This window comes from Isoptericola sp. NPDC019571 (assembly GCF_044389385.1).
In the GTDB taxonomy this organism is placed as follows: domain Bacteria; phylum Actinomycetota; class Actinomycetes; order Actinomycetales; family Cellulomonadaceae; genus Isoptericola; species Isoptericola nanjingensis.
On record NZ_JBIRXZ010000011.1, the window covers coordinates 98,602 to 120,004 of the forward strand.

At 73.6% G+C, this 21,403-nt stretch carries 18 protein-coding genes; 11 read left to right on the plus strand and 7 right to left on the minus strand.

Annotation, left to right across the window (positions count from 1 at the left end; genetic code table 11):
* Positions 1–17: 17 nt before the first annotated feature.
* On the plus strand, positions 18–998 hold the full coding sequence (nrdF, locus tag ACH443_RS18000) for a class 1b ribonucleoside-diphosphate reductase subunit beta (RefSeq protein WP_429766980.1): 981 nt from the start codon (positions 18–20) through the stop codon (positions 996–998).
* Between the two features lie 58 nt (positions 999–1,056).
* Here nrdF and ACH443_RS18005 read toward each other — a convergent pair whose 3' ends face one another.
* Positions 1,057–1,656: a TetR/AcrR family transcriptional regulator gene (locus tag ACH443_RS18005; protein ID WP_429766978.1), complete on the minus strand. Its 600-nt coding sequence runs from the start codon at positions 1,654–1,656 to the stop codon at positions 1,057–1,059.
* Positions 1,657–1,723: 67 nt separating this feature from the next.
* Between ACH443_RS18005 and ACH443_RS18010 the strand changes: the two genes are divergently transcribed.
* Complete coding sequence (locus ACH443_RS18010; protein WP_429766977.1) at positions 1,724–2,665, plus strand: alpha/beta fold hydrolase; 942 nt, start codon at positions 1,724–1,726, stop codon at positions 2,663–2,665.
* A 6-nt stretch (positions 2,666–2,671) separates the two neighbouring features.
* Here the strand turns inward: ACH443_RS18010 and ACH443_RS18015 are convergent, their stop codons facing one another.
* Positions 2,672–3,214, minus strand: coding sequence for a phosphoribosyltransferase (locus tag ACH443_RS18015; protein WP_429766975.1), 543 nt, complete (start codon positions 3,212–3,214; stop codon positions 2,672–2,674).
* A 137-nt stretch (positions 3,215–3,351) separates the two neighbouring features.
* On the minus strand, positions 3,352–4,320 hold the full coding sequence (locus ACH443_RS18020) for an FKBP-type peptidyl-prolyl cis-trans isomerase (RefSeq protein WP_429766973.1): 969 nt from the start codon (positions 4,318–4,320) through the stop codon (positions 3,352–3,354).
* A 130-nt stretch (positions 4,321–4,450) separates the two neighbouring features.
* On the opposite strand from ACH443_RS18020, the gene ACH443_RS18025 reads away from it, so the two are divergent.
* The 3 genes from ACH443_RS18025 to ACH443_RS18035 are packed head-to-tail and all read left to right on the plus strand — an operon-like array spanning position 4,451 to position 6,483.
* Positions 4,451–4,750 carry a hypothetical protein gene (locus tag ACH443_RS18025; protein WP_429766970.1) on the plus strand — a complete coding sequence of 100 codons (300 nt, stop codon included), beginning with the start codon at positions 4,451–4,453 and terminating at the stop codon, positions 4,748–4,750.
* 51 nt (positions 4,751–4,801) lie between these two features.
* Positions 4,802–5,599, plus strand: a complete 798-nt coding sequence (locus tag ACH443_RS18030) for an alpha/beta hydrolase (protein ID WP_429766968.1) — start codon at positions 4,802–4,804, stop codon at positions 5,597–5,599.
* A gap of 38 nt (positions 5,600–5,637) precedes the next feature.
* On the plus strand, positions 5,638–6,483 hold the full coding sequence (locus ACH443_RS18035; protein ID WP_430591075.1) for an alpha/beta fold hydrolase: 846 nt from the start codon (positions 5,638–5,640) through the stop codon (positions 6,481–6,483).
* Positions 6,484–6,555: 72 nt separating this feature from the next.
* Here ACH443_RS18035 and ACH443_RS18040 read toward each other — a convergent pair whose 3' ends face one another.
* Positions 6,556–8,052, minus strand: a complete 1,497-nt coding sequence (locus tag ACH443_RS18040; RefSeq protein ID WP_430591076.1) for a hypothetical protein — start codon at positions 8,050–8,052, stop codon at positions 6,556–6,558.
* Positions 8,053–8,359: 307 nt separating this feature from the next.
* Between ACH443_RS18040 and ACH443_RS18045 the strand changes: the two genes are divergently transcribed.
* From ACH443_RS18045 to ACH443_RS18055, 3 genes are read left to right on the plus strand one after another with little or no spacing between them, the layout of a single operon-like run.
* The gene (locus tag ACH443_RS18045; RefSeq protein WP_430591077.1) at positions 8,360–9,790 is read left to right on the plus strand and encodes a hypothetical protein; all 1,431 of its coding nucleotides are present in this window, start codon (positions 8,360–8,362) and stop codon (positions 9,788–9,790) included.
* Positions 9,787–10,800, plus strand: a complete 1,014-nt coding sequence (locus ACH443_RS18050) for a hypothetical protein (protein WP_430556983.1) — start codon at positions 9,787–9,789, stop codon at positions 10,798–10,800. The genes ACH443_RS18045 and ACH443_RS18050 overlap by 4 nt, the downstream gene beginning before the upstream one ends.
* 24 nt (positions 10,801–10,824) lie before the next feature.
* The gene (locus tag ACH443_RS18055) at positions 10,825–11,778 is read left to right on the plus strand and encodes a co-chaperone YbbN (RefSeq protein WP_430591078.1); all 954 of its coding nucleotides are present in this window, start codon (positions 10,825–10,827) and stop codon (positions 11,776–11,778) included.
* A gap of 25 nt (positions 11,779–11,803) precedes the next feature.
* Here the strand turns inward: ACH443_RS18055 and glgB are convergent, their stop codons facing one another.
* On the minus strand, positions 11,804–14,020 hold the full coding sequence (gene glgB / locus ACH443_RS18060) for a 1,4-alpha-glucan branching protein GlgB (protein ID WP_430591079.1): 2,217 nt from the start codon (positions 14,018–14,020) through the stop codon (positions 11,804–11,806).
* A gap of 110 nt (positions 14,021–14,130) precedes the next feature.
* On the opposite strand from glgB, the gene ACH443_RS18065 reads away from it, so the two are divergent.
* The gene (locus ACH443_RS18065) at positions 14,131–15,144 is read left to right on the plus strand and encodes a LacI family DNA-binding transcriptional regulator (protein ID WP_429766956.1); all 1,014 of its coding nucleotides are present in this window, start codon (positions 14,131–14,133) and stop codon (positions 15,142–15,144) included.
* Here ACH443_RS18065 and ACH443_RS18070 read toward each other — a convergent pair.
* Positions 15,141–17,273, minus strand: coding sequence for an alpha-galactosidase (locus ACH443_RS18070; protein ID WP_430591080.1), 2,133 nt, complete (start codon positions 17,271–17,273; stop codon positions 15,141–15,143). The two genes, ACH443_RS18065 and ACH443_RS18070, sit on opposite strands and share 4 nt — an antisense overlap.
* The gene (locus ACH443_RS18075) at positions 17,270–18,550 is read right to left on the minus strand and encodes an ROK family protein (RefSeq protein ID WP_429766953.1); all 1,281 of its coding nucleotides are present in this window, start codon (positions 18,548–18,550) and stop codon (positions 17,270–17,272) included. The genes ACH443_RS18070 and ACH443_RS18075 overlap by 4 nt, the downstream gene beginning before the upstream one ends.
* A 129-nt stretch (positions 18,551–18,679) precedes the next feature.
* On the opposite strand from ACH443_RS18075, the gene ACH443_RS18080 reads away from it, so the two are divergent.
* Both ACH443_RS18080 and ACH443_RS18085 read left to right on the plus strand, forming a co-directional pair.
* Complete coding sequence (locus ACH443_RS18080; protein WP_430591081.1) at positions 18,680–20,374, plus strand: ABC transporter substrate-binding protein; 1,695 nt, start codon at positions 18,680–18,682, stop codon at positions 20,372–20,374.
* A 39-nt stretch (positions 20,375–20,413) separates the two neighbouring features.
* Positions 20,414–21,403, plus strand: a complete 990-nt coding sequence (locus tag ACH443_RS18085) for an ABC transporter permease (RefSeq protein ID WP_429766949.1) — start codon at positions 20,414–20,416, stop codon at positions 21,401–21,403.

Genomic DNA, 21,403 nt, shown 5'->3' on the forward strand with positions numbered 1-21,403 from the left:
TCGGGGAAGAGAAGACAATGGCGCCCACGGGGAAGCTCAAGCTCATCGATCGCGTGAGTGCGATCAACTGGAACCGGCTGCAGGACGAGAAGGACCTCGAGGTCTGGGACCGCCTGGTCGGCAACTTCTGGCTGCCGGAGAAGGTACCGGTGTCCAACGACATCCAGTCGTGGCACACGCTCAGCGACGCGGAGCGGCTCATGACGACCCGCGTGTTCACCGGCCTCACGCTGCTGGACACGATCCAGGGCACGGTCGGCGCGGTGTCGCTCATCCCCGACGCGCTGACCCCGCACGAGGAGGCGGTGTACACCAACATCGCGTTCATGGAGTCGGTGCACGCCAAGAGCTACTCGTCGATCTTCTCGACGCTGATCTCGACGCGGGAGATCGACGAGGCGTTCGCCTGGTCGGAGCAGAACCCGCACCTGCAGCGCAAGGCCGAGATCGTGCTCGACTACTACCGGGGCGACGACCCGCTGAAGCGCAAGGTCGCCTCGACGATGCTCGAGTCGTTCCTGTTCTACTCCGGCTTCTACGCGCCGATGTACTGGTCCAGCCGCGCCAAGCTCACGAACACGGCCGACCTCATTCGCCTCATCATCCGCGACGAGGCCGTGCACGGGTACTACATCGGCTACAAGTACCAGAAGGGGCTGGCGCAGGTCAGCCAGACCGAGCAGGACGAGCTCAAGGCCTACACCTTCGAGCTGCTCTTCGAGCTGTACGAGAACGAGGTCGAGTACACCGACGCGCTGTACGGCGAGCTCGGCCTCACCGAGGACGTCAAGGCGTTCCTGCGGTACAACGCCAACAAGGCCCTCATGAACCTGGGCTACGAGGCGCTGTTCCCCAAGGAGGACACGGCCGTGAACCCGGCCATCCTCGCCGCGCTGTCGCCGAACGCCGACGAGAACCACGACTTCTTCTCCGGGTCGGGCTCGTCGTACGTCATCGGCAAGGCCGTGGCCACCGAGGACGACGACTGGGACTTCTGACCCCTGCCGAGGGAGGACGAGAGGGCGGACCGCATCACGTGCGGTCCGTCCTCTCGTACTACCTCGGCAGATCTCGTACTACCTCGGCAGATCTCGTACTACCTCGGCGGTCGAGGGCGGCGTCGACGACGAGGGTGAGGGTGGGGCGCGGGTCGGTCGGGTCGTGGCGGGCGATCGCGTGCAGCAGCAGGCCCTCGTAGGCGCCGGAGACGGCGATCATCGCCGCGCGCGGGTCGGCCGCGCCGAGCCGGCCGACCATCCGCTCGCCCCAGTCGAGGAGCGCCTCGCGACCGCGGTTGACGCGCCCGCGCAGGTCGGGGTCGTGGCTCGCCTCGAGGAAGAGGACCAGGCGGGCGGTCGTGGTGGCGCGGTCGGGGCCGGTCGCCTGCGCGAAGCCGGCGCACAGCATGTCGACGAAGTCGGCCGCCGACCGGGGCTCCGGCGCGGCGGACAGGCCCGCCAGGTCGCGGGCGGCGAGCTCGTCGGAGACACCTGCCAGTAGGGCGGCGCGGGTGCGGAAGTAGTTCGACGTCGAGCCGCGGGGGAGCCCGGCGCGCTCGTCGACGCGGCCGTGGGTGAGGGCGCGGAGCCCCTCGGTGCCGAGCAGGTCCACGGCCGCGTCGAGCGCGCGGCGTCGGGGCGGGAGTGCGGTGGTCACGACGGCACCCTAACCCGGGTACTACGTCCATAGTGACACGACACTATGAACGTAGTAACGTCGAGGGATGGACGAGAACAAGGTGGGCGAGGGGCGGGCCGTCTCGGCGCGGCCCGAGGCGACGGTCGACGTGCCGATGCCGGAGCTCGCCGGGGTCACCCACCGATGGGTCGACGTCGACGGGCTCGCGATGCACGTCGTCGAGCAGGGGACCGGTGACCCGGTGCTGCTGCTCCACGGGTTCCCGGAGCACTGGTGGGAATGGCGCGGGACGATCGGCCCGTTCGCCGCCGACCACCACGTCGTGTGCCCCGACCTGCGCGGGTTCGGCTGGACCGACGCTCCGCCGGACGGCTACACGCGCGACCGCCTCCTGGCCGACGTCGTCGGCCTGCTCGACGCGCTGGGCCTCGACCGGGTGCACGTCGTCGCCCACGACTGGGGCGCGCTGGTCGGATTCCACCTCTGCCTCGGGCACCCCGACCGCGCTGCCTCGCTGCTGAGCATGGGCGTGCCCCACCTGTGGCTGCGGTTCGACCCGCGGCTGCTGCTGATGCTGCGGCACACGTGGTTCCAGGTGGTCATCGCCTCGCGGCTGACCGGCCCGCGCGCGCTGGCGCGGGGCCGGCAACGGCTGCCGCGCCACCTGCTCCAGGAGTACGGCAGCGACGCGCCCGTGATGACGGACGCCGACGTCGAGGCCTACCTCGCGCCGCTGCGGCAGCCCGCGGGCGCGCGCGCCGGGTCTGCGCTCTGCCGCGACTTCGTCCGTCGCGAGCTGTGGGCGGTGCTGCGCGGTGCCTACAGCGACCAGCACCTGACGACGCCGACCGTCGCGCTCCTGGGCGAGAACGACATCCTCAGCGACCCCGCGCTGCTCGGCGGGCACGAGGAGCACGCCGACGACCTCGCCGTCGACGTGCTCCCCGGGGTCTCGCACTTCATGGTCGACGAGCGTCCGGACCTCGTCGTCGAACGCGCGCGCGAGCTGTTCGCCCGCGCGGCGTGACGGAGCTCAGACGTCGGCCGAGTGCGCGCCCGTCACCGGGGGCTCGGCCGACCACGGGAACGTGATCCACAGGTCGGTGTCGCGCCACGAGTAGTCGGGCCGGATGATCGTGCGGGGCTTGGTGTAGAGCACCACCGACCGGGCCTCGGCGCCCTGCTTCGCGAGCATGTCCATGACGAGCGCGAGCGTGCGGCCGGAGTCGGCGACGTCGTCCACCACGAGCACCTTGGAGCCCGGCAGCTCGGACGTGTCCATGAGCGGAGGGAGCACGCGCGGGTCGTCCAGCGTCTTGCCGATGTCGGTGTAGAACTCGACGTTCATCGTGCCCACGCCCTTGGTGCCCAGGGCGTACGCCATCGCGCCGCCGGGCACGAGGCCGCCGCGCGCGACGGCGATCACGACGTCGGGCAGGAAGCCGCTGTCGACGACCTGCTGCGCGAGCTCGCGGATCGCGACGGGCAGCAGGGTCCAGGTGAGGACCTCGCGCTCGGGGACGGCGCCGGCGTCGGCGGGCACGGGCGGCTCGGCGGGGGTGGGCTCTGCGCTCATGGCACCCGAGACTACGCGCGACGGCGGGCCCCCGGTGAACGGGGGCCCGCCGTCGTGGTGGGGCTGACGTGCTGCTGACCTGCGGCCGGCCAGCACGGCCGTCGTCGTGACGTGCGGGACGTCACGACGACGAGGGATCACTGCGCGTCGAGGATGTCCACGACGAAGACGAGCGGCTGCCCGGCGAGCTCGTTGTCGTCGCTCTTCTCGGCGCCGTACGCCTGGTCGGCGGGGATGACGAGCAGCACCTGGCTGCCGACGGTCTGGCCGGCGAGGCCGTCCGTCCAGCCCGGGATGACCTGCTGGAGCGAGAACGAGCTCGGCGTGCCGCGGTCCCACGAGGAATCGAACGACTTGCCGTCGAGCGTCCACCCCGTGTACTGCGCGGTGACGGTCTGGTCCTTCTTGACCTTGGCGCCGTCGCCCTTGATGAGGGTCTGCGCGACGAGGTCCTTGGGCGCCTCGTAGCCGTCGGGGATCTTCACCGAGGGCTTGCCGGAGTCGTCCAGCGTGACCGTCGGCAGGCCCTTCTCGGGCTCGACGGCCGTGCCCTCGGCGCGCGTCGGGATCTTCGTCGCGTCGGTGATCTCGACGAGGTTGACCATCGTGGCCGTCGAGCCGTCCTGGCCCTGCACGGGGTTGGCCACGAGGAGGCGCGTCCCGACCTTCTGCCCGGTCAGCGGCTCGGTGAGCACGCCGTAGTTCGCGTCGCCGAGGATGAAGCTCTGCGGGGTCTTCTGCTCCCAGGTCGACCCCTGGGTGGAGCCGTCGGTGCCGAGGAAGGCGACGGTGTCCATGGTGATCTTCATGCCCTCGGCGAGGTCGGCGCCGTCGCCCTCGTCGATCACGCGCGACGTGGGCACCGAGACCTCGAGCGGCGTCTTGAACGTCACCTTGGGCTCTGCACCGGCCTTGCCCTCGACCTTCACGGACTCGAGCGCGGCGACGTCCTCCTTCGTCGGCTCGGGAGCCTCGGTGGCCGGTGACGACGACGCGGAGGCCGACGGCGTGGCGCCGTCGCCGGTGGAGTCGTCGGCGCAGGCGGTCAGGGTCAGGGCCGCGGCCAGCGCCAGCGTTGCAGCGGCGGCGGACGTGCGGAGCTTCACGGGGAGTCCTTCGGTCGGCGGGGACGAACCGGGCCACTGTAACGGCCCGACCTGACCGCGCCGTCCATGGTCCGCCGGGGCGCCCGGGCGGGCGGACCGGTCCGGCCCGCGTCGCGCGACAATGGGTGCCATGCCGTCCCGCCGACCCTCCCGCAAGCGCCCCTGGGGGGCGGAACCCCCGCCCCTCGACCTCGACCGCGCCCTCGGCGGCGTCCGGCGGGAGAGCGCGGCGGACGGCGAGTGGACGGTGCGCCGGTTGCGCGGCGGCGACAAGGCGTACCGCTGCCCCGCCTGCCGCCAGGAGATCCCGGCCGGCACGCCGCACGTCGTCGCCTGGCAGCGCGACGTCGTCGGCGGCGAGGTCGCGGGCCTCGAGGACCGTCGGCACTGGCACTCCTCGTGCTGGGAGCGCCGGGCCCGGCTGCGCTGAACGGCGCCGCAGGACCGGCCAGGAGCGCCCGGCCGAACTACGCTGGACGCGATGAACGACGACACCATGGACGACGCAGCGGGCCGTGACGCCGGGCAGGACACCGGCCACCAGATCCGCTCCCTCACGATGCTCCCCGCCCGCCGTGAGGACGTCGAGCTGCACACCGCGGACGGGCTCACGCTCGTCGGCGAGCTCGCCCTCCCGGCCGACCGGGACCCGGTCGCGACCCTCCTCACGTTCCACCCGCTGCCCACGCACGGCGGTTACATGGACTCGCACGTCTACCGGAAGGCGGCCTGGCGCCTCCCCGCGCTCGCGGACCTCGCCGTCCTGCGCTTCAACACCCGCGGCACGTCGTCGCCGCGCGGCACGTCGGACGGCGCGTTCGACGGCGGCGAGGCGGAGCGGTACGACGTGGCCGCCGCGATCGAGCTCGCCGAGTTCCGCGAGCTGCCGCGCCCGTGGCTCGTCGGGTGGTCGTTCGGCACCGAGCTGGTGCTCAAGCACGGCACCGACCCGGCCGTCGAGGGCGCGATCCTGCTGTCCCCGCCGCTGCACCGCGCCACGGACGCCGACCTGGACGCCTGGGCCGCCTTCGGCCGCCCGCTGGTGGTCCTCGTGCCGGAGCACGACGACTACCTGCAGCCGGAGGAGGCGCGGCGCCGGTTCGCGCGGGTGCCGCAGGCCGAGGTGATCGGCGTCGACGGCGCGAAGCACCTGTGGGTCGGGGAGCCGGCGGTGCGCCGGGTCCTCGACGAGATCGTCGGGCACGTGCTGCCCGGCCACGCCTCTCTGCCCACGCACTACGACGGCGAGGTGCGGACGGCCGAGACGGTGCCGCGATGAGGTTGTCCTGATGACAAGGCGATGACGAGGAGTCGACGATGACCACCACCTCTGCGCTCCTGGCGACCTACCCGCTCCACGACGGGGCGGGCACGCCGGTCGTGCTGCTGCACGGTTTCCCGCTGGACCACCGCATGTGGGCGGCCGCGGCGCAGGCCCTGCCCGAAGGGGTGCGCGCCATCGGCGTGGACCTGCCCGGCCAGGGACACTCCGACCTCGGCGGCATCCCGCCGAGGCTCGAGGACGTCGCCGACGCCGTGCACCACACCATGCGGGAGCAGGGCGAGGGCAACGCGGTCGTGGTCGGCCTGTCGATGGGCGGCTACGTGGCGCTCGCCCTGGCGGAGCGGCACCCGGGGTTCGTCGTCGGTCTCGGGCTCGTCGACACCAAGTCGACCGCCGACCTCGACGCCGCGCGCGCCAACCGGCTGCGGATCGCGGCCGCCGTCACGGAGGGCCAGACGCTCGACCCGGTCCTCAGCATGCCCGGCACGCTGCTCGGGCCGACGAGCGTGGAGAAGCGGCGGAACCTCTTCCCCCTGCTGGAGTCATGGATCCGCGCGCAGTCGCCCTCGGGCGTCGCCTGGGCGCAGCGCGCGATGGCGGCCCGCCCGGACCGTACCGACGTGCTGCGGACCTTCGACGGCCCCGTCTCCGTGGTGGTCGGGGCGGAAGACCAGGTGACCCCGCTGGTCGAGGCCGAGCACATGGTGCACGCCGCGAGGGACGGCGCGCTGACCGTCGTCCCTGCGGCCGGCCACATGAGCGCCGTCGAGGACCCGGCGACCGTCGCCGCCGCCATCGGGCTGCTGCACCGGCGCGTCGCCGAGCGCACCAACCCGCCCCGCTGGCCCTGGCAGTACCGCCCGGCCGCGACCAGCTGACGCAGCCGACCGACGAGACGCCGCGGGCCCGCCACCGGACGGTGGCGGGCCCGCGGCGTCAGCGCGCGTCGCTCAGGCCTTGGCCTTGGCCTTGGCCTTGGGCGGGGCCGGGGTCTCGTTCTCGGCGTCCGCCTCCACGGGCTCGTCCGCGGCGTCCTCGGGCTCGGCGACCTCCCCGGAGTCCTGGTCGGAGGAGGCGTCCTCGGGCTGCCCGGCGGCGTCCGGCTGCTCGTCGGCCTCGGGCTCGACGTGGGTGTGCTCGGCGACCTTCTCCGCCTGCGGCGCCGGAGAAGCCGGGACGGGCGCCTGCAGGACGGTGACGGGCTGGCCCTGGCCGGCCGGGGTCTCGGCCTTCTCGGCACCGAGCAGGCCGCGCAGCTCCTCGAGGTAGGAGTTGATCGAGTCGTGCCGGCGGGTGAGGTCCTCGAGCTGGCGGGCGGCCGTGGATCGGTGGTTCTCCGCCTCGACGCGCGCGTCGTTGACCATCGTCTCGGTGAACTCCCGCGCCTCGGCGACGATCCCGTCCGCGGTGCGGCGGGCGTCCGCGACGAGGGCCTTCACATAGGTGTCCGACTCCGCGCGGACCTTCTCCGCCTGCTGCAGGGCCATGGCGACCCGCTGCTCCGCCTCCGCCGCGTGCTCCTCGGCGGCCCGGACGAGCAGGTCCGTCTCCTGGCGGGCGGTCTCGTGCCGCGCGGCGGCCTCGTGCTCCACCTGCTCGCGGCGCTGCGCGATCTCCAGCTCGGCGTCGGCCAGCGCGGCACGAGCCTGCTCGCGCAGCTGCTCGAGCTCGGTCGTCACGGCGTCGGACGCCTCGGCCGCCTGGTGCTTGGCCTCGGCGATGATGCGGGCGGCCTCCCGGCGGGTGCGCTCCAGGAGGTCGGTCGACTCGCGGTCCGCCTCCTCCCGCTGCGCGGCGGCCTCGGCGGCCGCCTGCGCCCGCTGCTGCGCGGTGTCGCGCTCGGCGGCGACGCGCAGCTCGGTGGTCTCGCGCTCCGCGGTGGAGCGCTGGACGCCGATCTCGCGCTCGAGGGTGGCGCGGCGCTCGCTCTCCTCCGCGGACAGCGTGCTGGTGATGAGGGCGGCCTCGCGCTCGGCGGAGCCGACGAGCTCCTCGGCGCGGCGCTGGGCGGCGAGCAGCGTGCCCTCCGCCTCGGCGGCCGTGGTGGACCGGATCTCCTCGGCCTCGCGGCGCGCGCTGCCGAGCAGCTCGGAGGCCTCGGACTCCGCGCGGGCGCGGACCTGGCCCGCGGACAGCTTGGCCCGCGCCATGATGTCGGCGGCCTGCTGGTTCGCCTGCGTGAGCACCTCGGTGGACTGCTCCTCCGCGGACCGCAGGAGTCGCTCGACGCGCGAGCCGAGCCCGGCGTACGAGGGCTTCTCGTTCTCCCGGAGCTGGCGCTGCACCAAGGCGAGCTCCGAGGAGATCTGCATGGCGCGCGCGTCGGTGCTCTCGACGTTCCGGCGGGCCTCCTCGAGCGCCTGCTCGAGTCGGGCGATGTGACCGTCCACCTGCGCGCGGTCGTAACCGCGCATGGTGATCGGGAAGAGCGTGCGCTCGTCGGACACGTGCAGACCTCCGTACATGGTGGGTGCCCCGGCGTCGCCAGGATAGTGGCGGGGGCAGGGCGCCGATACTCGGGACATTCTTGCCCTCGCGGGACGAGTCGGACATCCTCCCACGCCGGGTCGGTGCGGCGCGACGGCGTCGCCCCGGCAGTGTTCCACGGGTCGTGACGACGCGCAGGAGCCAGGGCGCGGCCGTCGTACGCGAGTCGTGAAGGGTTCGTGAACCGCACCCTGCCAGGGCGGTCACGTGGACGGAGCCCTCCGCGCCGTCCCTATGCTGGACTGTCCACGTCGAAGGGAAAGCTCGGTGCTGCAACGCATTCTGGGCGGTGTCCTGGTCCTGGTCGGACTGGCTGCCGCCGCGCTCGGTGTCGCCTCGGCCACGGTCTGGCGCGACACCGACACGGTGGTCGCCACGGCCAAGCCGACCGGTGACGGCACGTTCGTCGTCACCGACCCCGGTGTCCTCGGGCTCGTCGGTGGCGACGTCACCGTGAGCGCGTCCGTCCCCGAGGGGCAGAAGGTCACCCTCGCCGTCGGTCGGGACGTCGACGTCGCGGGGTGGGTCGGCAACGACCCGTACTCGCGCGTGACGGGCCTGAGCGACTGGGAGAACCTCTCCGTCGCGGCGGGTGAGCCCGCCGACCCCGACGCCGAGACCGAGGAGGCGCCGAAGTCCGGCTCCGACCCGGCCGGGTCGGACATGTGGGTGGCAGAGGCCTCCGACGAGAACAGCGTCACGCTGCGCTGGAGCGACCGCCCCGGCCGCTGGACGCTCCTCGCCGCCGGTGTCGGCGAGGGCGCGCAGGCGCCGACCCTGGAGCTCAGCTGGCCGCGCGCCGTCACCACGCCCTACCTGTGGCCCGGCGTCGGGGTGGGCGTCGTGCTGGTGCTCGGCGGAGTCCTGCTGCTCGTGCTGGGCGGGCGCCGTGCCCGCGCCCACCGGGCCGACCTCGCCGAGCAGGGGGCGGGCGACGAGACCGCCACCGACCTCCACGACGACGGCCCGCCGGCCGGCGGCCTCGGGGCCCCGTTCGCCCCGGTGCGCCCGACGACCGCGACAGCGGGCCCCTGGGCGCCGTCGACGCCCGCCGAGCCTGCGGCGGACGACGCCCAGGCCGCCCCCGCCGAGCCGGCGACGGGTACCGAGGCCGAGGACGACTCCCCGGAGGACGGCACCGCGCGCGACTCGGCCGCCGGCACCGCCGAGGTGCCGCTCGCCGGCAGGCTGCTGCGCCGGTCGCGCCGCCGCCAGCGTGACGAGGCCGCCGACGCGCCGGCCGTGCCGTCGGCCGACCCGGCGCCGACCGCCGCCGACACGGCCGCCGCCGACACGGCCGCCGCCGACACGGCCGCCCCTGGGCCGTTCGGCAGCCTGCCCGTCCCCGGCCCCGCGGTGCCGGCCGAGCCGACCGTGCACGAGCCCGTGCCGGCCGAGCCGACCACCGCCACCGGTGCCCTGCGCATGACACGGCGGGAGCTGCGCGCCCAGGAGGAGGCCCGGCGGGCGGCGGAGCAGGGCGGGATGACCCGCATGCTGCGCGCCATCACCGGCTCGATCCCCGCGGTGCGCCCCGCACAGCCCGACGGGGCGTCCGAGGAGGGCGCCACCCGACCCGACACCTCCACGCCCGCGGGCCGCGCCGCCGCCTGGCGCGCGACCTGGGGCTTCGGCGACACCTCCCGGACCGGGCAGCCCGCCGACCCCACGACCGACAACGACGGGGAGAACCGATGAACCGCCGTACCACCCGCGGCCTGGCCGTGGCGAGCGCCCTCGTCGTGTCGTCGACGCTGCTCGCCGGCTGCGCCGACGAGCTGCCCCAGCCCCAGGCCGGCGAGGCGTTCAGCGGGCCCGTGCTGACCGAGGAGCAGGACACCCAGGTGTTCACCGCGGTCGCCGACACCGTGGCGAAGGCCGACAAGGCGCTCAAGAGCGACGCGCTCAAGCCGCGCGTGAGCGGGCCTGCGTACGAGGTGCGCAAGAGCCAGCTCGCCGTCGCCAAGAAGCGGGACAACGCGGAGTTCGTGACGGACATCCCGAGCGAGTCCCAGCAGATGATCATCCCGACCACCGAGGGATGGCCGCGCACCAGCTTCTCCATCACGTCCAGCACCGAGGACCTCGAGACGCCGCGCCTCGTGGCGTTCGAGCAGGCGTCCGCACGCTCGGACTACAAGATGTGGGCGTGGGTGCAGCTCATCCCCGGGCAGAGCATGCCGTACTTCGCCGACTCGGCCGTGGGATCGGACGCCGTCGCGGGGGACGACGACTCCCTGGCGGCCTCACCCGTCGACGCCCTCGCGCAGTACGCGGACATCGTCACCCTCGGTGCCAAGAAGTCGTCCTTCACGAAGGGGTTCGAGCTGCCCGAGGGCGACCTGGTCGCGGCCGTCGCGGCCGACGCGGCGGCGTGGAAGGAGGTCGAGGGCTTCGAGGAGTCCGGGACCAAGTACACGCAGAAGTACCAGGCGCGCAAGGACGAGGTCCGCGCGGTCCGCACGGCCGACGGCGGGGCGCTCGTCATGGGCGTCCTCGACGGCAAGACCACGGTCGAGGCGGAGGAGGACGCCAAGGTGCCGGCCCTCTCCGAGACGCAGAAGGCGCTCCTCGGTGACGCCGAGCAGACGAACGTGCTGAACACCCGGTACACGGACATGGTCGCGCTGTACGTCCCGGCGAAGGGCTCCGACGAGAAGATCCGGCCGCTCGGCTACTCGCACGTGGCGACGGCGGCCTCGAACTGACGCTCCGCTCGTAGGATGGCGCCCATGACCAACCCCACGCCCGACCCGACCTTCAGCACGCGTGGCGCCGTCGACCTGTCGGCGCTGAACCGCCCGCAGTCGCCGCCCCCGGGGGAGCCCGGCGGCGCGCCGTCGGCGGGCGGCTACGTGCTGGACGTCACGGACGCGAACTTCCAGCAGGTGGTGCAGGACTCGACCACGTACCCCGTGGTCATGCTGCTGTGGATCCCCACCGACAAGGCCAACGCCGATCTCGGCGAGCTGCTGGGCCGGCTCGCGGAGGAGTACGCCGGCCGGTTCCTGCTCGGCCGCCTCGACGCGCAGGCCTACCCGCAGGTGGCGGCCGCCTTCCAGGTGCAGGGCGTGCCGACCGTCGTCGCGGTGCTGCAGGGCCAGCCCCTCCCGCTGTTCCAGGGGGCGGCGCCCGAGGAGCAGGTGCGCGGCGTGCTCGACCAGGTGCTGGCCGCGGCCGAGCAGAACGGTGTCACGGGACGCGCCCCCGCCCAGGGCGCCGAGGGCGAGGAGCCCGCGGAGGCCGTCGACCAGGAGCCGGTCGAGGAGCCGCTGCCGCCGCTGCACCAGGAGGCGTACGACGCCATCGAGCGCGACGACCTCGACACCGCCGTCGCGGCGTACGAGAAGGCGATCAAGCAGGACCCGAAGGACGCCCTCGCGGTGGCCGGCCTGGCGCAGGTGCGCCTGCTGCAGCGCACCCGCGGCGCCGACCTGCAGGCGGCCCGGACCGCGGCGGCCGACGCCCCGGCGGACGTCGAGGCGCAGCTCGCCGTGGCCGACATGGACATGCTCGGCGGCAAGGTGGACGACGCCTTCGCCCGCCTGCTCGAGCAGCTCCCCGGCGCCGACGCGGACGCGAAGGAGAAGCTCCGCGTGCGGCTCGTCGAGTACTTCGAGATCGTCGGGCCCACCGACCCGCGCGTGATCAAGGCCCGCCAGCGCCTGGCGATCAGCCTGTACTGACGCCCACGCCCGATGCGTCCCCGGGTCAGTCCGCGGGGCGCAGCACCAGCACGCCGAGCGGCGGCACCCGCAGCGTGGCGGAGTGCCGCCGCCCCTTCCAGGGCACGTCCTGGGCGTGCACGCGCCCGAGGTTGCCGACGCCGGAGCCGCCGTAGACCTCGGCGTCCGTGTTGAGGACCTCGTCCCAGGCGCCGCCGTCGGGCAGCGCGAGGCGGTACCCCTCGTGCGGCACTCCCGCGAAGTTCACGACCACGACGGCGGGGTCGCCGTCGGCGGACCGGCGCACCCACGAGAGCGTGTCGTGGTCGGCGTCGTCGGCGTCGAGCCACTCGAACCCGGCGGTGTCGAAGTCCCGCTCCCAGAGGGCGGGCGTGACCCGGTAGAGGGCGTTGAGGTCGCGGACCAGGCGCTGCACGCCGGCGTGGCCGGGAGTCTCGAGCAGCCACCAGTCGAGGCCGGAGCCCTCGTCCCACTCGGCGTCCTGCGCGAACTCCTGGCCCATGAACAGCAGCTGCTTGCCGGGGTGCGTCCACTGGTAGGCGAGGAAGGCGCGCACGCCCGCGAGCTGCTTCCACCGGTCGCCCGGCATGCGGCGCAGCAGGGAGCCCTTGCCGTGCACCACCTCGTCGTGGCTGACCGGCAGCACGTACTGCTCCGAGAACGCGTAGACCAGTGAGAACGTCAGCTCGTGGTGGTGGTAGCGCCGGTACATCGGGTCGTGCGCGACGTATCGCAGCCCGTCGTTCATCCAGCCCATGTTCCACTTCAGCCCGAAGCCGAGCCCGTCAGCGTCGGTGGGCCGGGTGACGCCGGGGAAGGCCGTCGACTCCTCGGCGATCATCATCACGCCGGGGGAGCGGCGGTAGGCGGTGGCGTTGGCCTCCTGCAGGAACGCGATGGCCTCGAGGTTCTCCCGCCCGCCGCGCACGTTCGGCTCCCACTCGCCGGGCTTGCGCGAGTAGTCGAGGTAGAGCATCGACGCGACGGCGTCGACGCGCAGGCCGTCGGCGTGGAACTCCTCGAACCAGTACGTGGCGTTGGCGACGAGGAAGTTCCGCACCTCGCGGCGACCGAAGTCGAAGACGAGCGTGCCCCAGTCGGGCTGCTCCCCGCGGCGGGGGTCCGGGTGCTCGTACAGCGGGCCGCCGTCGAACCGTGCGAGGGCGAACTCGTCGCGGGGGAAGTGACCGGGCACCCAGTCGAGGATGACGCCGACGCCGGCCTGGTGCAGGCGGTCCACGAGGTACCGGAAGTCGTCGGGGTGCCCGAACCGTGCGGTCGGCGCGTAGTAGCCGGTCACCTGGTAGCCCCACGACCCGCCGAACGGGTGCTCCGCCACGGGCAGCAGCTCGACGTGCGTGAAGCCCTGCTCGACGACGTAGGCGGTCAGCTCCTCCGCGAGCTCGCGGTAGCCGAGCCCTGGCCGCCAGGAGCCCAGGTGCACCTCGTAGACGCTCACCGGCCCCGCGTGCGGGTCGGACGCCGCGCGGCGCGCCATCCACTCGCCGTCCGCCCACTCGTACGCCGAGTCGACGACGACCGACGCCGTGGCGGGCGGCACCTGGGTGCCCTTGGCGAGCGGGTCCGCCTTAGCCCGCCACACGCGGTCGGCACCCAGCACCTCGAACTTGTACCGGGTGCCCTCTCCCACGCCGGGCACGAACAGCTCCCACACGCCGCTCGCGCCGAGCGAGCGCATCGGGTGCACCGTGGTCCAGCGGTTGTGGTCGCCCACGAGGCGCACGCCCCGGGCGTTCGGCGCCCAGACGGCGAACGCCGTCCCGTCGACGTCGCCCAGCGCGCTCGGGAAGCGGCGGGGGTTGGCGCCGAGCGCCCGCCACAGCTCCTCGTGGCGGCCCTCGGCGATCAGGTGCAGGTCCACCTCGCCCAGGGTGGGCAGGAAGCGGTACGGGTCGTCGACGGTCTGGACGTCGTCGTCGTAGCGGGTCCGCACGCGGTAGTCCGGGGCGTGGCGCCCGCCGGCGGCGTCCACGCCCGCCGGCACCACCGACTCCCACACGCCCGCCGCCACGTGCCGGGCCGGGTGCTCGCCGTCCCCGGTCACGACCGTCACCTCGCCGGCCAGCGGCCGCAGCACCCGCACGACGGCCCAGGCCCGGTCGGCCGGCGAGCCGTCGTCGTCCAGCAGGTGCGGCCCGAGCACGGCGTGCGGATCGTGCAGCGTGCCCTGGGTCAGGGCGGTCAGCACCTCGGGGTCGACGGGCGGTGGCGACGGCGTCATGCGCCCACGATTCCACGGACGTATGTCGGGCGCGTTCCGACGCGCGGCCCGGCCCCGGGCGCGGGCAGCGGCCCGGCGAGGCATACCATCCTGCTCGGGAAGGAGAGCGGATGGCTCGGATCACGATCGCGGACATCGCCCGGCGGGCCGGTGTGTCCACGGGGGCGGTGTCCTACGCCCTCAACGACCGCCCGGGCGTCTCCGACGAGACCAGGGCGCGGATCCTCGGGGTCGCGGCGGAGCTCGGGTGGGTGCCGAGCCAGGCGGCCCGGGCGTTGTCCGGCGCGCGGGTGGAGACGATCGGCCTGGTGCTCGCCCGCGCCCCGGAGACCCTGGGCTTCGAGTCGTTCTACATGCAGTTCATCGCGGGCATCGAGCAGGTGCTCACGGAGCGCTCGTACGGGCTGCTGCTGCAGGTCGTGCCCGACATGGACGCCGAGACCCAGGCGCACCGGCGCTGGCACGCCGCCCGCCGCGTCGACGGCGTGATCGTGGTCGACCCCCGCAAGGACGACCCCCGGATCGCGGCGCTCTCGGAGCGCGACGCCCTGCCCGCCGTCGTCGTGGGGGACCCCGAGTTCGCGGGGAACCTGCCCGCGGTGTACACCGACGACGCCACGGCCCTCCGCGAGTGCGTGCGCTACCTCGCCGGGCTGGGGCACCGCAGGATCGGCCGCGTGTCCGGCACGGAGGGCTTCGGGCACACGACCATCCGTGACCTGGCGTTCGACGACGAGGCGACGCGCGCGGGCGTGGTCGCCCGGGTGGCGCGGGCGGACTTCACGCCGGACTCCGGTGCGGCCGCCACCCGCTCCCTGCTGGAGACGGACGACCCCGTGACGGCCGTGATCTACGACAACGACGTCATGGCGTTCGCCGGCCTCGGGGTCGCGCACGGGCTCGGGGCCCGCGTGCCCGAGGACGTCTCGCTGGTGGCCTGGGACGACTCGCCGCTGTGCCAGGCGGCGTACCCCCAGCTCACGGCGCTCAGCCACGACGTGACGAGCTACGGGGCGCACGTGGCCCGGCGGCTGTTCGAGCGGATGGCCGGGGCCGAGGCGCGGGCGTACCGCGACTCGACCCCGACGCTCACGGTGCGGGGGAGCACCGGCCCGCCTGCCTAGGCCGGAGCGAGGTGCAGCACGATCGCCTGGACGGGCCACAGCGTCGGCAGCTGCAGCCCGACCTCGGCGAGCACCCGGCCGGGGAGGGTGACCGGTCCGTCGCCGAGCCAGCCCGGCGTGACCCAGCCCCAGCGTGACTCCCCGATCTCGTCCCGCAGCCGCACGGTGTACCGCCGCTCCGGGTCGAGACCGTCGATCCGCAGCCGCTCCGCGAGCGCCTCCTCGGGCGACGCGACGGTCGCGACGGTGACGACGGCCTCCGACCGGTCCTCGGCGACCACGGTGCGCGCCCGCAGGGCGGGGTCGGCGGTGTCGGGGTGTCGCACGGTGCCCGAGTGCAGGAGGCCGCGGAGCTCCTTGTAGAGCGCCGCGAACGCGGTGATCCGGGCGGTCTCCTCCGGGGTGCAGCCGAGGATGTCCCACTCGAACCCGGCGGAGCCCTGCAGCGACGTGGCGATCCGGTACGACAGGTCGGTGGCGCGTCCGGAGGAGTGCGCGGGCGAGGGCCCGACGTGCGCGCCGACCAGCTCGGGGGGCAGCACCAGCTCGGTCCAGCGCTGGACGTCCTGCCGCTCCACCGGGTCGTTGGAGTCGGAGGCCCAGACCCTGTCGGTGCGGGCGAGGATGCCGAGGTCGGTGCGCGCCCCGCCGGAGGAGCACGACTCGATCTCCAGCGCGGGGTGGTCCTCCCGGAGCCGGTCCAGGAGCCGGTACGTGGCCAGCGTCTGGGCGTGCGTGCCGGGCGCGCCGTCGTGGACGGGCTCGACCAGGTCCCGGTTGTGGTCCCACTTGACGAAGTCGATGCCGAGGTCCGTCACGAGCGCGGACATCTGCCCCCGGACGTGCTCCCACGCGTCGGGGTTCGCCAGGTCGAGCACGTACTGGGTGCGGAACGACAGGCCGTCGGGCGACGGCACGGAGGCGGGGTGGGCCAGGATCCAGTCGGGATGCCGGCGCGCGAGGTCCGAGTCGAGGTTGACCATCTCCGGCTCGAACCACAGGCCGAGCTGCATCCCCAGGCCGTGCACCAGCTCGGCGAGCGGCTCGAGGCCGTCGGGCCACACGCCTCGGTCGACCACCCAGTCGCCGAGACCCCTGGTGTCGTCCCGGCGCGCGGGGAACCAGCCGTCGTCGAGGACGAAGCGCTCGACCCCCACCTCCGCCGCCCGCCGGGCGAGCGCGAAGAGGCGCTCGGGGTCGTGGTCGAAGTACACCGCCTCCCAGGTGTTGAGCACGAGCGGCCGGGGCGAGCGCGGGTGCTGGGGGCGGGCGCGCAGCCAGGTGTGGAACCGTGCCGCGACGCCGTCGAGGCCGCCGTCCGACCAGGCGAAGTACGCCGTCGGCGCGCGGTACGACTCGCCGGGCGCCAGGACGAGCTCGCCGGGTCGCAGGAGCTCTCCCGCGCCGAGCAGCGAGACGTGCTCGGTGACCCGGTCGACGCGGTGGCGCACGTCGGCGCTCCACCCCAGGTGGGCGGCCCACACCCGGCCGTCCCCGGCGCGGGGCGCGCCCTCGGAGGCGAGGGTCACCCAGGGGGCGTCGTGGCCGCCGCGGCCCCGGCGGGACTCGCGCACGGTGGTCCCCCGTGGCATCGGGGTCGTGAGCGGGGACTTCTCGCGCGTCCACCGGCCGCCGAACGTGGTGAGGTGGTCGGCCGTCTTCGGCACGGGCAGGGTCGCCTCGAGCCAGGCGACCTCGAGCCGGTCGGCGCCGTCGTTGACGAGCTCGTGGTCGAGCACGACGAGGCCGCCGGGGCCGACCTCCACGCGGGTGCGCAGGGTGAGGCCGCCGGTGGCGTCGGTGGCGGTGATGATCGCGGTCGCCTCGTCCGGGCGGCCCACGGAGGACTCCCACCGGGGGTACACGGGCCGGCCGGCACGCGTGACGAGGAGGCCGGGCCGGCCGGACCAGCCGTCGGACTCCTGCGGCAGGAGCGGCAGGCGCCAGGCGGCGTCGAGGGTGCCGGGCGGCGTCTGGCGGCTGGTCGCCCGGAGGAGGGCGTCGGCGGCGTCGTCGTCGAGCGGACCGAGGTCCGCACCCCAGTGCACGACGGCGGGCAGGCCGTGCGTCGGCAGATGGAGGACGAGGGCGGTCCCGTCGCGGTGCAGGACGTGGTGGGCGGTGGTCACAGGGCTCCGATCGTGGCGGGCTGGTCGGGTTCGGGGTCGGGCGTGAGGTCGGTCGACGGTCGGGGTCGGGCACGCCCCAGCGGCAGGCCCGGGTCGGGCGCGCCGCGCAGCACCGTGAGAGCGCCGCCGACGGCGGCGGCCGTGGCGACCTGTCCGGAGAGCGCCACCCGGGGCGGGCTGAGGGTGCGGCTGAGGGCGTGCTCGGACAGCGCGGCGCCGACGACGCGGCGGTACAGCGGGCCGGCCGTCGCGAACGCCGGGCCGGCGAGCAGCACGGTGTCCACGTCGAAGAGGTTGACGAGGACGGTGGCCGCCTGGCCGACCCGGCGGGCGGACCGGGTGAGCAGGTCGGTGGCGGCGGCGTCGCCGTCGCGCGCGGCGCGGGCCACGCGCTCGAAGTCGGCGAGCGTGTCCTCGGCGGGTCCCCGCACGCCCCAGCGCTCGGCGACGTCGCCGCGGGCCAGGGCCTGGGTGACGACGGCCGCCGGGCCCGCCTCCGCCTGCGTGCACCCGCGGTTGCCGCAGACGCAGGCGGAGCGTGCGTCCGGGAGCGGGACGTGGCCGATCTCGACCGCGTTCGAGGCACGCCCGCGGTAGGCGACGCCGTCCACGACGACGGCCCCGCCGATCCCCGAGGCCATGTAGACGAGCCCGAACGTCTCGGTGTCGAGGTCCCGCGTCCACAGCTCGCCCACGGCCGCCGCGGTCGCGTCGTTCTCGAGCAGCACGGGCAGGCCCAGCCCGGCGGCGAGGCGCGCCGTCAGCGGGAACCTCTCCCACGCGGGCGTGGGCTGCGCGGTGAGGAGCATGCCCCGCTCCCGGTCCTGCGGGCCGTGGGTCACGAGGCCCACGCCGAGCACACGGTCGCGGGGGACGCCGGCGCTCGCGAGCAGGTCGCCCACGTGGTCGACGAGCGTCCCCACGGTCCGGTCGGGCGACCGCCGTCCGGAGCCCCGCAGCCCGGCGCTCGCGACCGTCGCGCCGGCGAAGTCGACGACCACCGCCGTCGTGGTCGTCAGGTCGACCTGGATGCCCACGGCGTACCCGGCGTCCGCCGTGACGCTCAGCAGGCGGCGCGGCTGGCCGCGGCCGCGCTGCTGGACCCCGGTCTCGTGCACCAGACCGAGGTCCAGCAGCCCCCGGACGACGTGCGTGACGGTGGGGGAGGTGAGGCCGGAGAGCCGGGCCAGCTCCACCCGGCTGATCGACCCGCGGGTCCGCACGAGATCGAGCAGACGGCGCGACGAGACGACCTGCGCGACGCCGTCCAGCAGCATCTACCGCCTCCTTGCGTGAGTGACCTACAGCACTTGACCGCTTAAGTTAACCATGGCAAGAATACCCACGAGCGCCGACGACGGCGCCGCTGGAGCCGGCTCTGGTGCCGGCACGAGAAAGGACCGCAGATGTTCCTCAGGACAGGAATCCGTCGGCGCGGCGCGGTGCTCGCCGGTGTCGCGGCCCTCGGTCTCGCCCTCGCGGCGTGCTCCGGGGGCGGCTCGGCCGGCAGCTCGGGCGGCTCGGGCGGGGGCGCGGACAGCACGCTCGTCGCGTACACCGGCCAGGCCGGCGACTACCAGATCAACTTCAACCCGTTCTCGCCCTCGAAGATCGGCGGCCTCGGGACCATCTACGAGCCCCTGTTCTTCTACAACAAGGCCGAGGTGCGGGACCCGGTGCCGCTGCTGGGCACCGAGCAGGTGTGGAACGACGACGGCACGGAGCTGTCCGTCACGCTGCGCGAGGGCGTCACCTGGAGCGACGGCGAGCCCTTCACCGCGAAGGACGTGGAGTTCACCTTCACCCTCCTCAAGGACAACCCCTCGATCAACAGCGGCGGCTTCGACGGGACGGCGAAGGCGGTCGACGACACCCACGTGACGTTCACGTTCGAGCAGCCCGCGTTCGTCAAGGGCCCGGACGTGATGAACACGCCGATCGTGCCCGAGCACCTGTGGAAGGACATCAACCCCGTCGAGGACGTCATCGAGAACCCCGTGGGCACGGGGGCCTACCTGCTCGACAGCTTCAAGCCGCAGGCGTTCACGTACAAGGCGAACCCCGACTACTGGGGCGGTGAGCCCGCCGTCAAGAACATCCGCTTCCTGTCGCTGTCGGGCAACCAGGCCGGCGCCGACGCGATCGCGGCCGGCACGGTCGACTGGCAGACCGGCCCCATCCCGGACATCCAGAACACCCACCAGAACTTCCCGAGCTACGACGCGTACACGCAGTGGCAGAACCAGATGGTGCTGTCCACCTGCTCGAGCGCGGAGATGGGCTGCACGGGTCCGCAGACGGACCCCGCCGTCCGCAAGGCGCTGTACTACGCGATGGACCGCACCCAGCTCAACAAGCTGGCGTTCATGGAGACGGCGAACGAGATGTCCCCGGTCTTCACGCTGACCCCCAGCCAGGACGAGTTCGTCTCGGACGCGGTGACCGAGAAGACCGCCCCGATGACGGCCGACCCCGACAAGGCGGCGCAGCTGCTCGAGGACGCCGGCTGGGCGAAGGGCTCGGACGGCATCTACGCCAAGGACGGCGAGAAGCTCACGCTCACGGTCGAGGTCGTGACCGGGTGGACGGACTACATCACCGCCCTGGACACGATGGCCTCCCAGGCGAAGGCGGCCGGCATCGACCTCCAGACCGCTCAGTCGTCGTGGAACGAGTGGACGGAGAAGAAGGGGTCGGGCAAGTTCGAGCTCGCGATCGACTCCCTGTGGCAGGGGCCCGCTCCCGACCCGTTCTACCTCTACAACTACTTCTTCGACTCGGGCTCCGGCGCGAAGGTCGGCAAGTCCGCGGGGAACAACTACTCGCGGTACTCCAACCCCGAGGTCGACAAGGCGCTCGACGAGCTGGCGAAGCTCCCGCTCGACGACGCGGCGGCGCGCCAGCCGTACTTCGACACGATCCAGGAGCAGATCCTCGAGGACATGCCGTACGTGCCGATCCTCACCGGCGGCACGACGAGCGTGTGGAACACGGCGAAGTTCAGCGGCTGGCCGTCCGACGACGACCTCTACGCGTTCCCGGCCGTGTGGTCCGCGATGGACGCCGCCGAGATCTTCAAGAAGATCCAGCCGGCCGGCTGACACGACCCGAGACGTCGTCCCCGAGGAAAGCACCCTGCCGTGAACTACTTCCTGCGCAAGATGGGCTTCTACGTCGTGGCGCTGTGGGCCGCGCTGACGTTGAACTTCGCGATCCCCCGGCTCCTCCCGGGCAACCCGGTCGACATCCTGCTCGCCAAGCTGCAGCAGCGCGGCGGGACGGTGACGCCCGAGACCCGGGAGGCGTACGCCCTCCTCCTCGGGGGCGACGACTCCCAACCGTTGTGGAACCAGTACGTCGATTACCTGAACAACCTCGTCCACGGTGACCTGGGCGTGTCCGTCAGCTACTACCCGGCGCAGGTCACGGACGTCATCGCGCAGTCGCTCCCGTGGACGGTGGTCCTGGTGGGCATCGCCACCGTGATGGCCGCCGTCCTGGGCGTGACGCTCGGGGCGTTCGTCGGGTGGAAGCCCGGCACCTGGCTGGACTCGCTGATCCCGGCGACCACCCTCCTGGCGGCGGTGCCGTACTTCTGGCTGGCGCTGATCCTGGCGTACGTCCTGGCCCGCGTGCTCGGCTGGTTCCCGCTGCAGGGCGGCTACGACGTCGTCCTCGACCCCGGCTGGAACGCGGAGTTCATCCTCTCCGCGATCCACTACGGCGCCCTGCCGGCGCTGACGATCGTGCTCGCCTCCGTCGGGGGCTGGCTGCTCGGGATGCGCAACATGATGGTCTCCACGCTGTCCGAGGACTACGTGCTCACCGCCGAGGCCAAGGGGCTGTCCCCGCGCACGGTGCTGCGCTCCTACGCCTCGCGCAACGCCGTGCTGCCGTCGGTCGCCGGTTTCGCGATCTCGCTCGGGTTCGTCGTCTCGGGCTCGGTGATCACCGAGCAGGTGTTCTCGTACCCCGGCATCGGCGGACGCCTGCTCGGGGCCGTGACCAACAACGACTACGCGCTCATGCAGGGGCTGTTCCTCGTCATCACGCTCGCCGTGCTCGGCGCGAACCTCGTGGTCGACCTGCTGTACGGCCTGATCGACCCGCGCACCCGAGCCCGGTCCTGA